Origin of the sequence: Streptomyces sp. MP131-18 (assembly GCF_001984575.1) — a bacterium.
Lineage (GTDB): Bacteria > Actinomycetota > Actinomycetes > Streptomycetales > Streptomycetaceae > Streptomyces > Streptomyces johnsoniae.
Map to the genome: position 1 here is coordinate 1620520 of NZ_LZNS01000001.1, position 13465 is coordinate 1633984.

At 72.5% G+C, this 13465-nt stretch carries 15 protein-coding genes; 3 read left to right on the forward strand and 12 right to left on the reverse strand.

The features are described 5' to 3' along the window. Positions 1-26 precede the first annotated feature (26 nt). The 7 genes from kdpC to dut form a co-directional block, all read right to left on the reverse strand. Positions 27-635 (reverse strand): potassium-transporting ATPase subunit KdpC, encoded by a 609-nt coding sequence (gene kdpC / locus STBA_RS07085; RefSeq protein ID WP_077063158.1) that lies wholly within the window; start codon positions 633-635, stop codon positions 27-29. A gap of 5 nt (positions 636-640) precedes the next feature. Continuing rightward, a complete protein-coding gene (kdpB, locus tag STBA_RS07090) occupies positions 641-2746 on the reverse strand; it encodes a potassium-transporting ATPase subunit KdpB (RefSeq protein WP_077058422.1) in 2106 nt (701 codons plus the stop codon). Then, the gene (kdpA, locus tag STBA_RS07095) at positions 2743-4407 is read right to left on the reverse strand and encodes a potassium-transporting ATPase subunit KdpA (RefSeq protein WP_077058423.1); all 1665 of its coding nucleotides are present in this window, start codon (positions 4405-4407) and stop codon (positions 2743-2745) included. The genes kdpB and kdpA overlap by 4 nt, the downstream gene beginning before the upstream one ends. 9 nt (positions 4408-4416) lie before the next feature. Then, positions 4417-4506, reverse strand: coding sequence for a K(+)-transporting ATPase subunit F (gene kdpF, locus STBA_RS07100; RefSeq protein WP_077058424.1), 90 nt, complete (start codon positions 4504-4506; stop codon positions 4417-4419). Positions 4507-4742: 236 nt separating this feature from the next. Beyond that, positions 4743-5021, reverse strand: coding sequence for a hypothetical protein (locus STBA_RS07105; protein ID WP_077058425.1), 279 nt, complete (start codon positions 5019-5021; stop codon positions 4743-4745). Positions 5022-5105: 84 nt separating this feature from the next. Then, on the reverse strand, positions 5106-5873 hold the full coding sequence (locus tag STBA_RS07110) for a DUF3710 domain-containing protein (protein WP_077058426.1): 768 nt from the start codon (positions 5871-5873) through the stop codon (positions 5106-5108). Position 5874: 1 nt separating this feature from the next. Beyond that, entirely contained in the window at positions 5875-6390 is a 516-nt protein-coding gene (dut, locus tag STBA_RS07115) for a dUTP diphosphatase (protein WP_077058427.1), read from the reverse strand. 69 nt (positions 6391-6459) lie between these two features. Here dut and STBA_RS07120 point away from each other — a divergent pair, with 69 nt between their 5' ends. Further along, a complete protein-coding gene (locus STBA_RS07120) occupies positions 6460-6912 on the forward strand; it encodes a DUF3093 domain-containing protein (RefSeq protein WP_077058428.1) in 453 nt (150 codons plus the stop codon). Between the two features lie 19 nt (positions 6913-6931). On the opposite strand, the gene STBA_RS07125 is transcribed toward STBA_RS07120, so the two are convergent. The 3 genes from STBA_RS07125 to STBA_RS07135 form a co-directional block, all read right to left on the reverse strand. Further along, entirely contained in the window at positions 6932-7231 is a 300-nt protein-coding gene (locus tag STBA_RS07125; RefSeq protein WP_077058429.1) for a DUF4193 domain-containing protein, read from the reverse strand. A 272-nt stretch (positions 7232-7503) separates the two neighbouring features. After that, a complete protein-coding gene (locus tag STBA_RS07130; protein WP_077058430.1) occupies positions 7504-8766 on the reverse strand; it encodes a HAMP domain-containing sensor histidine kinase in 1263 nt (420 codons plus the stop codon). Between the two features lie 3 nt (positions 8767-8769). Continuing rightward, positions 8770-9423, reverse strand: coding sequence for a response regulator transcription factor (locus STBA_RS07135; RefSeq protein WP_077058431.1), 654 nt, complete (start codon positions 9421-9423; stop codon positions 8770-8772). 305 nt (positions 9424-9728) lie between these two features. Here STBA_RS07135 and STBA_RS37650 point away from each other — a divergent pair, with 305 nt between their 5' ends. Next, positions 9729-9890: a hypothetical protein gene (locus STBA_RS37650; protein ID WP_171987661.1), complete on the forward strand. Its 162-nt coding sequence runs from the start codon at positions 9729-9731 to the stop codon at positions 9888-9890. A gap of 68 nt (positions 9891-9958) precedes the next feature. On the opposite strand, the gene STBA_RS07140 is transcribed toward STBA_RS37650, so the two are convergent. Further along, positions 9959-10786 (reverse strand): inositol monophosphatase family protein, encoded by an 828-nt coding sequence (locus tag STBA_RS07140; RefSeq protein WP_077058432.1) that lies wholly within the window; start codon positions 10784-10786, stop codon positions 9959-9961. 12 nt (positions 10787-10798) lie between these two features. Beyond that, the gene (locus tag STBA_RS07145) at positions 10799-11926 is read right to left on the reverse strand and encodes a ferrochelatase (protein ID WP_077063159.1); all 1128 of its coding nucleotides are present in this window, start codon (positions 11924-11926) and stop codon (positions 10799-10801) included. A 527-nt stretch (positions 11927-12453) separates the two neighbouring features. Between STBA_RS07145 and sepH the strand changes: the two genes are divergently transcribed. Continuing rightward, positions 12454-13455: a septation protein SepH gene (sepH, locus tag STBA_RS07150; RefSeq protein WP_077058433.1), complete on the forward strand. Its 1002-nt coding sequence runs from the start codon at positions 12454-12456 to the stop codon at positions 13453-13455. Positions 13456-13465: the final 10 nt, after the last annotated feature.

Genomic DNA, 13465 nt, shown 5'->3' on the forward strand with positions numbered 1-13465 from the left:
GGCGGCCCCCGCCGCCCCGGGCCCGCTCACCGGGCGGTGAGCTCGCGCAGCGCGAGGTTCAGCTCCAGGACGTTGACCCGCTCGTTGCCGAGGAAGCCGAGGTCGCGGCCCCGCGTGTGCTCCTCGACCAGCCGCGCCACGTCCTCGCGCGGCAGGCCGTTCGCCTCGGCGACGCGGTCGGTCTGGAGCCGCGCGTAGGCGGGCGAGATGTGCGGGTCGATCGCGGACGCGGAGCCGGTGACGGCGTCCCGCGGGACCTCGTCCACGGACACGCCGTTGAACGCCGCGACCTGCTCGCGGGCCTCGCGGACCTCTCCGAGCAGCGTCGGGTCGCTCGCGCCGAGCTGGCTCGAACCGGTGGCGAGCGGGTCGTAGCCGCCGTGCGAGGGCCGCGGCTGGAACCAGTGCGGGTCGGGGTCGCCGTCCGCGTCGTTCCAGGTCTGGCCGATGAGCGCGGAGCCGACCTCGCGGCCGTCCGCCTCGGCCATCGAGCCGTTCGCATGGCCGGGGAAGGCCGCCTGCGCCACCCCGGTGATCAGCAGCGGGTAGGCCACGCCGGTCAGCAGGGTGAGGACGAGCACGGCCCGGACGGCGGCGAGCAGGGGGCGGACCGTGGTGCGGAGGTCGAGGGACATGTGGATCACCCGATGCCTGGGATGAGGGAGAGGAGCAGGTCGATGAGTTTGATGCCGATGAACGGGGCGATCAGGCCGCCGATCCCGTACCTGCCGAGGTTGCGGCGCAGCATGCGGTCGGCGCCGAGGGGGCGGTAGGCGACGCCGCGCAGCGCGAGCGGCACCAGCGCCACGATGATCAGCGCGTTGAAGACGACCGCCGCCAGGATGGCGGACTCCGGCGAGGAGAGCCCCATGATGTTGAGGTGGTCGAGGCCCGGGTATGCGGCGGCGAACATGGCCGGGATGATCGCGAAGTACTTCGCGACGTCGTTGGCGAGCGAGAAGGTCGTCAGGGCACCGCGCGTGATCAGCAGCTGCTTACCGATCTGGACGATGTCGATCAGTTTGGTCGGATCGGAGTCCAGGTCGACCATGTTCGCGGCCTCCTTGGCCGCGGAGGTACCGGTGTTCATGGCGACGCCGACGTCGGCCTGCGCGAGCGCGGGCGCGTCGTTCGTTCCGTCGCCCGTCATGGCCACCAGCCGGCCGCCGGCCTGCTCGCGCTTGATGAGGGCCATCTTGTCCTCCGGCGTGGCCTCGGCCAGGAAGTCGTCGACGCCCGCCTCCGCGGCGATGGCCTCGGCGGTCCTGGCGTTGTCGCCGGTGATCATGACGGTTCTGATGCCCATGCGCCGCAGTTCGGCGAACCGTTCGCGCATGCCGTCCTTGACGACGTCCTTGAGGTGGATGACGCCCAGCACCCGGGCGGCCCCGGCGCGGTCCTCGGCGACGAGCAGCGGGGTGCCGCCCTGCCCGCTGATGGCCTCCACGGCGCCGAGGACGGCGCCCGGCACGGTGCCGCCGAGCCCGGTGACCCACGCGGTGACCGCGCCCGCGGCGCCCTTGCGCACGCGCAGCGTGCCGGTGTCCACGCCGGACATGCGGGTCTGCGCGGTGAACGGGACCCAGGCCGCGTCCGGCACCTGGTCCCGGCGGCGGGCCGGGAGACCGTGGCGGTCGGTGGCCAGGGCCACGACGGACCTGCCCTCCGGCGTCTCGTCGGCGAGCGAGGACAGCAGGGCCGCCTCGGCGAGGTCGGCCTCGCGCACACCGGCGGCGGGCCGGAACCCGGCCGCCTGCCGATTGCCGTGCGTGATGGTGCCGGTCTTGTCGAGCAGCAGGGTCGACACGTCGCCCGCGGCCTCGACGGCCCGCCCGGAGGTGGCCAGCACGTTGCGCTGGACCAGCCGGTCCATGCCGGCGATACCGATGGCGGACAGCAGCGCGCCGATGGTGGTGGGGATGAGGCAGACCAGCAGCGCGGTGAGCACCACGAGGGACTGCTCGGCGCCCGCGTACACGGCGAACGGCTGGAGCGTGACCACGGCGAGCAGGAAGACGATGGTGAGGCTCGCCAGCAGGATGTTCAGGGCGATCTCGTTCGGCGTCTTCTGCCGGGCGGCGCCCTCGACGAGGGAGATCATCCGGTCCAGGAAGGTGTCGCCCGGCCTGGCGGTGACGCGGACGACGATCCGGTCCGAGAGCACCCGCGTGCCACCGGTGACGGCGGAGCGGTCGCCCCCCGACTCGCGGATGACGGGCGCCGACTCGCCGGTGATCGCCGACTCGTCCACGGAGGCGACGCCCTCGACGACGTCGCCGTCGCCCGGTATGACGTCCCCCGCCTCGCAGACGACCCGGTCGCCGACGGCCAGCGCGGTCCCCGGCACCCGTTCCTCGCCGCCGTGGGTGAGGCGGCGGGCGACGGTGTCGGTGCGGGCCCTGCGCAGCGAGTCGGCCTGGGCGCGGCCGCGGCCCTCGGCGACGGCCTCCGAGAGATTGGCGAACAGGACGGTCAGCCACAGCCAGGCCGCGATCGTCCAGCCGAACCAGTCCCCGGGGTCGGTGGCGGCCAGCACGGTGGTCAGGACGGAGCCGATCTCGACCACGAACATCACCGGGGCGGAGATCATCAGCCGCGGGTCGAGCTTGCGGAACGCCTCGGGCAGCGAGGCCCACAGCAGGCGCGGGTCGAATACGCCGTGGGCGGTGCGGGCGCCGGGCGCGGAACGCCCCGACCGCGGCGGGCCCGCCGCGGTTTCCGGTCGTACGGGGGTCGAGGTGCTCATACCGCGAGTCCTTCCGCGAGCGGGCCGAGAGAGAGCGCGGGGAAAAAGGTCAGCCCGGCGACGACGACGGTGCCGGCGACGAGCATTCCGGCGAACAGCGGCCGGTGGGTGCGGAGCGTGCCCGCCGTGACGGGCACCGGTTGCTGCTGGGCGAGCGAGCCGGCCAGCGCGAGGACGAAGACCATCGGCAGGAACCGCCCGAGCAGCATCGCGAAGCCGAGCGTGGTGTTGAAGAAGCCGGTGTCCGCACCGAGGCCGGCGAACGCGCTGCCGTTGTTGTTGGCCGCGGAGGCGTAGGCGTACAGGACCTCGGAGAAGCCGTGCGGCCCGGCGTTCGTCATGGCCTCCTCGCCGTCGGGCAGCGCCATGGCCACGGCGGTGCCGGTCAGCACCAGGGCGGGCGTGATGAGGATGGCGCAGGCGGCGAGCTTGATCTCCCGGGGACGGAGCTTCTTGCCCAGGTACTCGGGGGTGCGGCCCACCATGAGGCCGGAGATGAAGACCACGATCACGGCCATGATCAGCATGCCGTAGAGCCCCGAGCCCACGCCGCCGGGCGCGACCTCGCCGAGGACCATGCCGAAGATCAGCACGCCGCCGGAGAGGCCCTGGTAGGAGTCGTGGAAGGAGTTGACCGAGCCGGTGGAGGTCATGGTCGTCGAGACCGCGAACAGCGAGGAGGCGCCCTCCCCGAAGCGCTGTTCCTTGCCCTCCATCGAGCCGCCGGCCAGCTGCGAGGCCGTGCCGGGGGCCTGCCGCTCCACGACGGTGACGGCGATGACGCCGGCCAGCCAGATGACGCCCATCGCGGCGACGACGGCGTAGCCCTGCTTCACATTGCCGACGAGCCGCCCGAACGTGCGCGGCATCGAGAACGGGATGGCCAGCAGCAGGAAGATCTCCAGCAGGTTGCTCAGCCCGCCGGGGTTCTCGAAGGGGTGCGCGGAGTTGGCGTTGTAGAAGCCGCCGCCGTTCGTCCCCAGGTTCTTGATGGCCTCCTGCGAGGCGACGGGCCCGCCGGGGATCTGCTGGGCGGCGCCGGTGAGGGTCTGGACCTCCTGCGGCCCGGCGAAGCTCTGCACGGCGCCGAGGGCCACCAGCACCACCGCGGCGAGCGCGGCGATCGGCAGCAGGATGCGGATGGTGCCGCGGACCAGGTCGGACCAGAAGTTGCCCAGTTCGCCGGTGCGGAAGCGGGCGAAACCGCGGACCAGGGCGATGGCGACGGCCAGGCCGACGGCGGCCGAGACGAAGTTCTGCACCGCGAGGCCACCGGCCTGGACCAGGTGGCCCATGGCCGACTCACCCGCGTAGGACTGCCAGTTGGTATTGGACACGAACGAGACGGCGGTGTTGAACGCCTGGTCGGGCGGGATCGGGTCGAAGCCGAGCGACAGCGGCAGACGGTCCTGGAGCCGCTGGAAGGCATAGAGGAACAGCACGCCCACGGCCGAGAACGCGAGCACCGCGCGCAGGTAGGACGGCCAGCGCATCTCGGCATCGGGGTCGGCGCCGATCGCGCGGTAGACCCAGCGTTCGGCACGCAGGTGGGTGCGGGAGGAGTAGACGGCGGCCATGTAGTCGCCGAGGGGGCGGTGCACGAGGGCGAGCGCCACGATCAGGGCGGAGATCTGGAGCACGTCCGCGAGGGTGTGGTTCATCGGCGGTGCTCAGAACCTCTCCGGGAACAGCAGGGCCAGCACGAGGTAGCCGAGCAGGACGGCGGCCACGCACAGGCCGGCGACGTTCTCCGCGGTCACAGCTTCGCCACCCCTCGGGCGACGAGGGCCACCAGCGCGAAACCCGCGCCGGTGGCCAGGACGAAGACCACATCGGCCATCGGTTGCTCCTGAGCAAAAAGGGTCGGAAAAGGACTGACCCCTTCAGGGAACCTCTGTTCCAAAGCGATGGGAGCACCGTTGACGGGCCTCTGACGTGGGCCCGTCCCCCGTTGACGTCATGCATACGGCGCCGGGGGCGGCACGGCGCGGACGCCTCATTCGCGGGGCGCGCGGGAGCGGCGCAGGCGCCGCTGAACGACGACCAGATCGACCACCGCGACCACGGAGAGCAGCGCGCAGGCCAGCGTCAGGGTGCCGAGGGCACCGGGGCCGGGGCTGTCATCACTGTCCGTGTTTGCCCACCAGATGCAGAACAGCACCGTCAGGGCGAGGAAAACCGGCAGGAAGATACCCGAAAGCAGCCGACGCAGCCGCAGGGCGCTGAAGGCGGTCACCGGCTCGGTGCCGGTCCGCCGGTGACGCAGGTGGTCCATGGCGGCCTCCTCCCTGGAGGCCGCCGGGTACCCGCCCCCCGGCCGGCGACACACGGCCTTCTCCGGCGGGGCGGGCCGGGGAACCTAGCGGACCTCGGAGATCTCCGGGCCGCGGCGCAGCTTGTCCAGGCCGCCGGCGAAGCGGGAAACCTGCGGGCCGCCCTCCTCCGCCTGCTCCTGCTTGACGCCGTCGGGCACCATCTGCGCGTCCTGGGGCAGCTTCAGCACGATCGGGTCGCGCGGCGCCATCGGGGACTCCCCGCGCACCACGACGGTGTCGCGGAAGATCTGCTCCAGGAGCCCCGCGGCCTGCGGCTGGACCGCGCCCTGGCCGGAGATCACGCCACGCAGGAACCAGCGGGGCCCGTCGACGCCCACGAAGCGCACGACCTGCATGCCGCGCTTGCCGTCCGGCAGCTGGACCGGCACCCGGGCCCGCAGCTCCCAGCCGAGCGGCCCCTCGATCTCGTCGATCACGCCGCCCTGCTGCGTGATCCCGGCCGCGATCTCCTCGCGCACCTCGCCCCAGATGCCCTCGCGCCGGGGAGCGGCGAATGCCTGGAGCTGGATCGCGCTGTCCTTGACCACGACGGTCGCGGCCACGATGGCGTCGCCCGCGACCTCTACGCGCAGCTCCATGCCCTGCACGCCGGGGACGAAGAGACCGCCGAGATCGACCCGGCCCTCCGCCGGACTGCCCGGCACCTCGTCGAGGTCCCAGGGCCCGTCGGGCCGCGGCGCGGGCTCCAGCTTGACCCGCTCCGCTTCATCCGCGTCCGGGGTCTCCTCCTCCGAGGCGGTCTCGACCGCTTCCTCGGGGTCCTCGTTCCGCTTGCGACGACGTCCGAACACGTCATTGTCCTTTCCGGTCGGCAGTCCCGCCGGGACCGACCGCAGCAGCATAGGTGTTGTGCGCGCCGGCATGGCCGCCCGTGGAGCCGAAACCCCCCGTGGCCCGCGCGGACCCCGGCAGCTCCGCGACCTCGTGAAATCGCACCGTCTCCACCCGCTGGACGACGAGCTGGGCGATCCGGTCGAACGGCTGGAACCTGACGGTCTCCCGCGGGTCCAGATTGATCACGATGACCTTGATCTCTCCACGGTACCCGGCGTCGATCGTGCCCGGGGCGTTCACCATGGCCACCCCGCACCGGGCGGCGAGCCCGGAACGTGGGTGCACGAACGCGGCGTACCCGTCGGGGAGGGCGATCGAAACACCCGTCGGCAGCACGGTCCGCTCGCCGGGGGCCAGCTCGGCTGCGGCCGTGGTGACCAGATCGACCCCGGCGTCGCCGGGGTGCGCCCGGGCGGGGATGGGAACTGCCGGATCGATCCGCCGGATCAGGATGTCTACCGGGGCTTGGCTCACAGGGGCACTCACGGTGCAGACCCTACCGCCGCCGGGGGCCGCGGGAGGCGAGCCTGCCATGCTTGGGCCATGAAGCCGTATGACGAGCGACTTACCGTGCCGAGGACCTGGTGGCTGATGGCACTGTTCGGCGTGATTCTGCTGGGCGTCGCGCTGGTCCCCCTCGGCCCCGTGGCGCTGCTGTGCGGCCTCGCCGCCGGTGGCGCGCTGGCCGGGGTGGCCCTGAGCACGTACGGCTCGGCACGCATCCGCGTGGTGGCCGGCTCGCTGGTCGCGGGTCAGGCCAGGATTCCGGTCACGGCCCTGGGCGAGGCCCGGGCTCTCGACGCCGACGAGGCCCGCGCCTGGCGGACTCATCGTGCGGATGCCCGGGCTCATATGCTGCTCCGCGCCTACATCCCGACGGCTGTGCGGGTCGAGGTCACGGACCCCGGCGATCCGACGCCGTATCTCTACCTGTCGACCCGCAGGCCGGACCGGCTGACGGCGGCGCTGGCTGCCGCCCGCCCGGACGTGGCATAGCCGCGACCCGGGCGGGCGTTCAGGCCGCGCAGTCGCGGCAGATCAGCTGACCATCCTTCTCCGTGGCGAGCTGCGAGCGGTGGTGGACGAGGAAGCAGCTCATGCAGGTGAACTCGTCCGCCTGCCGCGGCAGCACCCGCACCGACAGCTCCTCGTTCGACAGGTCGGCACCGGGCAGCTCAAGCCCTTCCGCCTGCTCGAACTCGTCCACGTCGACCGTGGACGCCGACTTGTCGTTCCGCCGGGCCTTCAGCTCCTCAATGCTGTCCTCGTTGACATCATCGTCGGTCTTGCGTGGAGTGTCGTAGTCGGTTGCCATTCGTTCTCCCCCTCCGGGTGTCTGTGGTATCTCCAGCGCACGTAACGCGCGGGGGGTCGGACTTTGTGCCCGACCCGAGGCGGAGATTTTGCCTCACATCAAGTGGTGTTACTCAATCGACACCCAACCGAACGCCTGAAGAGGTGATCATTCCGGCTGCCGATCGGGCCGCTAACGGGCCAAAACGCCTGCTGCGGCCCCGTGGATGCCCGGCCCTCCGGGCACCCGTATGTGATTGATCACATCTCCTTCTTTCCCGCCTCGGCGTCTTCTCAGACCGGGATGACCACGCACATGACGAGTCCACCGGTCTCCCGCGGCTCGGCGCGCACGTAGCCCCCGTGGGCACGCGCGACCGAACGAACGATGGACAGGCCGAGACCGACACCCTTGTCGCTGCCTGTGCGCTGGGTGCGCAGCCGCCGAAAAGGCTCGAACATATTATCGACCTCATAGGCGGGCACCACCGGACCCGTATTCTCCACCACGAGGACCGCCTGTCCGTGCCTGGCCTCCGTCTCCACCCGGACCCAGCCGCCCTCGGACACGTTGTACCGCACCGCGTTCTGTACGAGGTTGAGCGCCACCCGCTCCAGCAGTACCCCGTTCCCGTGGACGTACAGCGGCGGTCTGGCGCCGGTCAGCTCCACGCCGCGGGTCCTGGCCTCCCCGCGCGTCTGCTCGACCGCCTGCCCGGCAACCTCGGCCAGGTCCACCGGCTTGCGGTCCACCAGCTCGTTCTCACTGCGGGCCAGCAGCAGCAGGCCTTCCACCAGCTGCTCGCTGCGCTCGTTCGTCGCGAGGAGGGTGTTGCCCAGCTGCGTCACCTCGGGCGACGCGTTCGGATCGGACAGCTGCACCTCGAGCAGCGTGCGGTTGATGGCCAGCGGCGTGCGCAGCTCGTGCGAGGCGTTGGCCACGAAGCGCTGCTGCGCGGTGAACGCCCGGTCGAGCCGGTCCAGCATCTCGTCGAACGTGTCGGCCAGCTCCTTCAGCTCGTCGTCCGGCCCGTCCAGCTCGATGCGCCGGTGCAGGTCGGAACCGGCCACCCGGCGGGCGGTGCGGGTGATCCGGCCCAGCGGGGACAGCACCCGACCCGCCATCACATAGCCGAACGCGAAGGCCGCGACCGCGAGTCCGAGCAGCGCGAGCAGCGAGCTGCGCAGCAGCTGGTCCAGGGCGATGGCGCGCTGCCTGTCCGTGCACTCGGCAAGCCACTCCTCGAACTCGTTCTCCTGCATGGGCCCCGGCGTCGCCGGGCACACCGGCGAGGTGATCACCTCGGTCGTGCCCGCGGGGAACGTGAAGGGCAGCTCGGTCCCCCGTTCGAGGGCGCGGGCGGCGAGCAGGTAGATGATCGTCAGCAGCACCACGCCCGCGATCAGGAACATCCCGCCGTACAGCAGGGTCAGCCGAATCCTGATGGTCGGCCGCAGCCAGCCGTGCGGCCGGTCGTCCTCGTGCGGGTCCCACTGCGGCTTCGGCGGGGCGGCCGGCATCGGTGGTGTGGAGGGCGGCGAAGGGGACGAGGCCATGGCTCAGATCCGGTACCCGGCGCCGGGCACGGTGGTGATCACCGGCGGATCGCCCAGCTTGCGGCGCAGCGTCATGACGGTGACCCGCACCACGTTGGTGAACGGATCGGTGTTCTCGTCCCACGCCTTCTCCAGCAGCTGCTCTGCCGAGACGACGACGCCCGCGCTGCGCATCAGCACTTCGAGCACCGCGAACTCCTTGGGCGCCAGCTGCACCTGCCGCCCGTCCCTGTGCACCTCGCGGCGGTTGGGGTCCAGGGTGATGCCCGACCGTTCGAGCACGGGCGGCAGCGGAGCGGTGGCGCGGCGGCCCAGGGCCCGCACGCGGGCGATCAGTTCGCTGAAGGCGAAAGGCTTTGGCAGATAGTCGTCCGCGCCGATCTCCAGGCCCTCCACCCGGTCGCTGACGTCCCCCGAGGCCGTCAGCATCAGGACCCGGGTGGCGCGGCCCAGCTCCACGATGCGCCGGCAGACGTCGTCGCCGTGCACCAGTGGCAGGTCGCGGTCGAGGACCACGACGTCGTAGTCGTTCAGATCGACGCGCTCGGTGGCGGCGGCCCCGTCGTACACGACGTCCACCGCCATGGCCTGGCGGCGCAGCCCGGTGGCCACCGCGTCAGCGAGCAGTTGCTCGTCCTCGACGACGAGTACGCGCACGTCATGGCCCTTCTCTCACAGAATCCGCTTGGCGGGACAGCGGCCGGCCGGCCCCGCGACCATCCTGCCCTGCCCCCGGGTAAACGAGCGGTAAGTGCGCCGGGCGGGGACGGGGCGGGCGAAATTCTGTGGTGGGCAGGTTTCCCCTCGCGGCCCGCCGGGGAGGAGAGGCACACACCCCGCGACCACGCCCGAGAAGGCGGCAAGCCAGTCCTCCGCGCTGCCGACCGTTTCGAGGGTCCGCTGTGGCCGCACCCACCCCCGGCACCCCCCAGTGCCGCCGATCGAAGACGAGGGGGCGCACCTTGGACGCGTTCACCGCTGGGATTCTTCAGCGCATCGAAAGCACCGAGTCCGATCTGCACCGCGCTCGTGAGGCCGGAGACGTGTTCACGATGGATGTGGAGCAGGCCGAGCTGGACGACCTGCGCCGACTGGCGGCGGAACACGGCGTGCACGTCGGCTAGGACCGTCTGACACTTCGGCAGCGGCGCCCCCGGGGACGGGCCCGGGGGCGTCGTCGTGTCCCGCCCCGTCACTCGTGGCTGTCGTGCCAGGCGCCCAGCTCGTCGAGCAGCGGCTGGAGTTCCGCGAACACGCCGGGCGTCGCGGCCACGGCCAGGTCGCCGTCCGGGCGCAGGCCGGGCCGGCCGCCGGTCACGGCGCCCGCCTCCCGGGCGATGAGGTCGCCCGCGGCCAGGTCCCAGGGCGCCAGGCCGCGTTCGTAGAAGCCGTCGAGCCGCCCACCCGCCACGTCGCACAGGTCGATAGCCGCGGAGCCGGAACGCCGGATGTCGCGCACCCGCGGGATCAGCCGGCGGGCGACGGCGGCCTGCGCGGTGCGCACGGTCGCCACGTAGTTGAAGCCCGTCCCGATCAGCGCCTGGTCCAGCGGCGGCGAGGGCCGCGGGCGCAGCGGCTCGCTGCTCCCGTCCGCGGCCGTGCGGAACGCGCCGCCGCCCAGCAGCGCGTGGTAGCTCTCGCCGCGCATCGGGGCCGCCACCGCGGCGGCGACCGCCTCGCCGTCCACCTCGGCGGCGATGGACACGGCCCACTGCGGCAGCCCGTAGAGGTAGTTGACGGTGCCGTCCAGGGGGTCGACGACCCACCGGACGCCGCTGGTGCCGCCGCTGACGCCCCCCTCCTCGCCGAGGAAGGCGTCGTCGGGGCGCCGTTCCGCGAGGAAGCCGGTGATCAGCCGCTCGGCGGCCAGGTCCATCTCGGTGACGACGTCGATGGGGCTCGACTTGGTGGCCGCGACGCCGAGATCGGCAGGACGGCCGTCGCGCAGCAGCCGGCCGGCCCGGCCGGCCGCCTCCCGGGCGAGGGCGAGCAGAAGTTCCGGTGCGGGTCGGTCGGACAAGGTGGGCGCTCCTCAGGCGTAAGGGCTGTCGACGCCGGCGGCTGCCGGCTTGGCCTGGCGGCCCGGGCAGCAGCCGACGGGGCAGATGTCGTGGCTGGGTCCCAGCGCGCCGGGCGCGCAGCGCCCGGGGCTTTCGCCGCGCTCGGTCGCGGCCCGTTCCAGCACCAGGTCGCGTACGGCGGCGACGAACCGCGGCTCCGCGCCGACGGTGGCGGACCTGACGGCGGGCAGCCCCAGTTCCTTCGCGACGGCCATGGCCTCGGTGTCGAGGTCGTAGAGGACTTCCATGTGGTCGGAGACGAAGCCGATGGGCACCATGACGACGCCGGGCGCGCCCTCGTCGTGCAGGGCGGCCAGGTGCTCGCAGATGTCAGGTTCGAGCCAGGGGATGTGGGGGGCGCCGCTGCGCGACTGGTAGACCAGCCGCCAGGGGTGTTCGCTGCCGGTGGCCTCGCGCACGGCGGCCGCGACCTGGCGGGCGGCGTCCAGGTGCTGGGCCACGTAGGCGCCGCCCGGGCCGTGCGCGGCGGGCGGTCCCGAGGTGTCGGCCGCGGCGTCCGGGATGGAGTGGGTGCTGAACGCCAGGTGCGCGCCGCCGCGGACCTCCTCGGGCAGCCGGGCCAGCGCGGCCAGGACACCGTCGGCCACCGTCTCCAGGAACCCGGGGTGGTTGAAGTAGTGCCGCAGCTTGTCCACGCGCGGCAGTTCGAGCCCTTCGGCCGCCAGGGTGGCCAGTGCGCCGGCCAGGTCCTCGCGGTACTGGCGGCAGCCGGAGTAGGAGGCGTAGGCACTGGTGGCCAGGGTCAGGACGCGGCGGCGGCCGTCGCGGACCATGTCGCGCAGCGTGTCGGTGAGGTACGGGCCCCAGTTGCGGTTGCCCCAGTAGACGGGCAGGTCCAGGCCGTGCGCCGCGAAGTCGGCGCGCAGCGCGGCCAGCAGCGTACGGTTCTGCTCGTTGATGGGGCTGACGCCCCCGAAGAGGTGGTAGTGCGCGCCCACTTCCGCCAGCCGTTCGCGCGGGATGCCGCGGCCCCTGGTGACGTTCTCCAGGAACGGCAGGACGTCGTCGGGGCCTTCGGGACCGCCGAAGGACAGGAGCAGCAGGGCGTCGTACGGGTGCGGGTCGGTGGCGCGATCCATGTCCCCGATCCTGCCACCCGCGGTGCGCGGGCCCGACGGCACCGCCCCGTGGGTGCGGGTCACACCGCACGCATGCCTTCTTTACCGAAAGTTCCGCCATTCGCCACTGCCCACACAACCCGCGCACGCGATCGGCGCACCGGCGGTCCGGGACACTCGCGAAGGTCCCGCGACGCGTTCCCTGTGAGGCTTGTCACCCGTGCGGGCGGAGATCGGAAGGCCGTGCGGCGGGCCAACTCCCTTGTGCGGCGAAAACTTCCGCGGCGCGGCGCCCTGTTCGCGTGGCCCCAATGGAGTAGTGTGAAATTCCTGGTCTTGGCCCCAGGAGGCCCGTGTGCGTGGAATTCGCTCGCGCCGGTCACCACTCGTGGCAAAGTGGTGACTGTGCCATAACGGCGGCTAAAGACCACGGCCCGACACGCCGGGCAAGTCGGCAAGGTTGTGGCACGCTGCGCCCGGGCAAGTCACACTCGTCTAGCGGGAGCAGCGACGTATGTGACGTCGGCAGGCACCACCGGGAGGTCCTCGTGCCCGAACTGCGTGTCGTGGCCGTGAGCAATGACGGCACACGCCTGGTGCTCAAGGCTGCCGACAACACGGAATACACGCTGCCCATCGACGAGCGGCTGCGCGCCGCCGTCCGAAACGACAGGGCCAGGCTCGGCCAGATCGAGATCGAGGTGGAGAACCACCTGCGGCCGCGCGACATCCAGGCGCGCATACGAGCCGGCGCGACCGCCGAGGAGGTGGCCCAGTTCGCCGGGATTCCCGTCGAGCGGGTGCGCCGCTTCGAGGGGCCCGTGCTGGCCGAGCGCGCTTTCATGGCCGAGCGGGCCCGCAAGACGCCCGTGCGGCGCCCCGGGGAGACGGCGGGGCCGCAGCTCGGCGACGCGGTCACCGAGCGGCTGCTGCTGCGCGGCGCGGACAAGGACGCGGTGCGCTGGGACTCCTGGCGCCGCGACGACGGCACCTGGGAGGTGCTGCTCGTCTACCGGGTCGCGGGCGAGACGCATTCGGCGAGCTGGACGTACGACCCGCCGCGGCGGCTCGTCCAGGCCGTCGACGACGAGGCGCGGGCGCTGCTCGGTGAGACGGACGACACCCCGGAGCCGAGCACGCCGTTCGTGCCGCGCATCGCCAGGCTGCCGCGCGAGGGCGACCGCCCGCCCGCGCCGCGGGTCTCGCAGGACAACGACACGGACTCGCTGACCAGCCTGCTGGAGGCCGTGCCGAGCTTCCGCGGGGACCTGGTGGTGCCGGAGCAGCCCGGGCCGCCGCCCCCGGCCGCCGCGGCCGAGAGCGAGCCGGAGGACGAGGAGCCGGTGCGCGGGCGCGAGGCCCCGGCCGCCAGCGCCGGGTCCACCTACGCGGACGTGCTGATGCCGCGTTCCGTGGGCGGGCACCGGGACCGGCTGACCGGCAACACGGACCGGCAGGCGGAGGCGGACGGGGTGCGCCCCGGTCGGCGGGCCGCGGTGCCGAGCTGGGACGAGATCGTCTTCGGCACCCGCCGCAAGAAGAAGGACTGACCGGCCGGAG

Coding starts and splice junctions, on each gene's coding strand:
- STBA_RS07125 (WP_077058429.1), bottom strand. CDS start 7,231: ATGGCAACCGACTACGACACTCCACGCAAGACCGACGATGATGTCAAC.
- STBA_RS07130 (WP_077058430.1), bottom strand. CDS start 8,766: ATGGCCTCGTCCCCTTCGCCGCCCTCCACACCACCGATGCCGGCCGCC.
- STBA_RS07120 (WP_077058428.1), top strand. CDS start 6,460: ATGAAGCCGTATGACGAGCGACTTACCGTGCCGAGGACCTGGTGGCTG.
- STBA_RS07145 (WP_077063159.1), bottom strand. CDS start 11,926: ATGGATCGCGCCACCGACCCGCACCCGTACGACGCCCTGCTGCTCCTG.
- kdpB (WP_077058422.1), bottom strand. CDS start 2,746: ATGAGCACCTCGACCCCCGTACGACCGGAAACCGCGGCGGGCCCGCCG.
- kdpA (WP_077058423.1), bottom strand. CDS start 4,407: ATGAACCACACCCTCGCGGACGTGCTCCAGATCTCCGCCCTGATCGTG.
- kdpC (WP_077063158.1), bottom strand. CDS start 635: ATGTCCCTCGACCTCCGCACCACGGTCCGCCCCCTGCTCGCCGCCGTC.
- STBA_RS07105 (WP_077058425.1), bottom strand. CDS start 5,021: ATGGACCACCTGCGTCACCGGCGGACCGGCACCGAGCCGGTGACCGCC.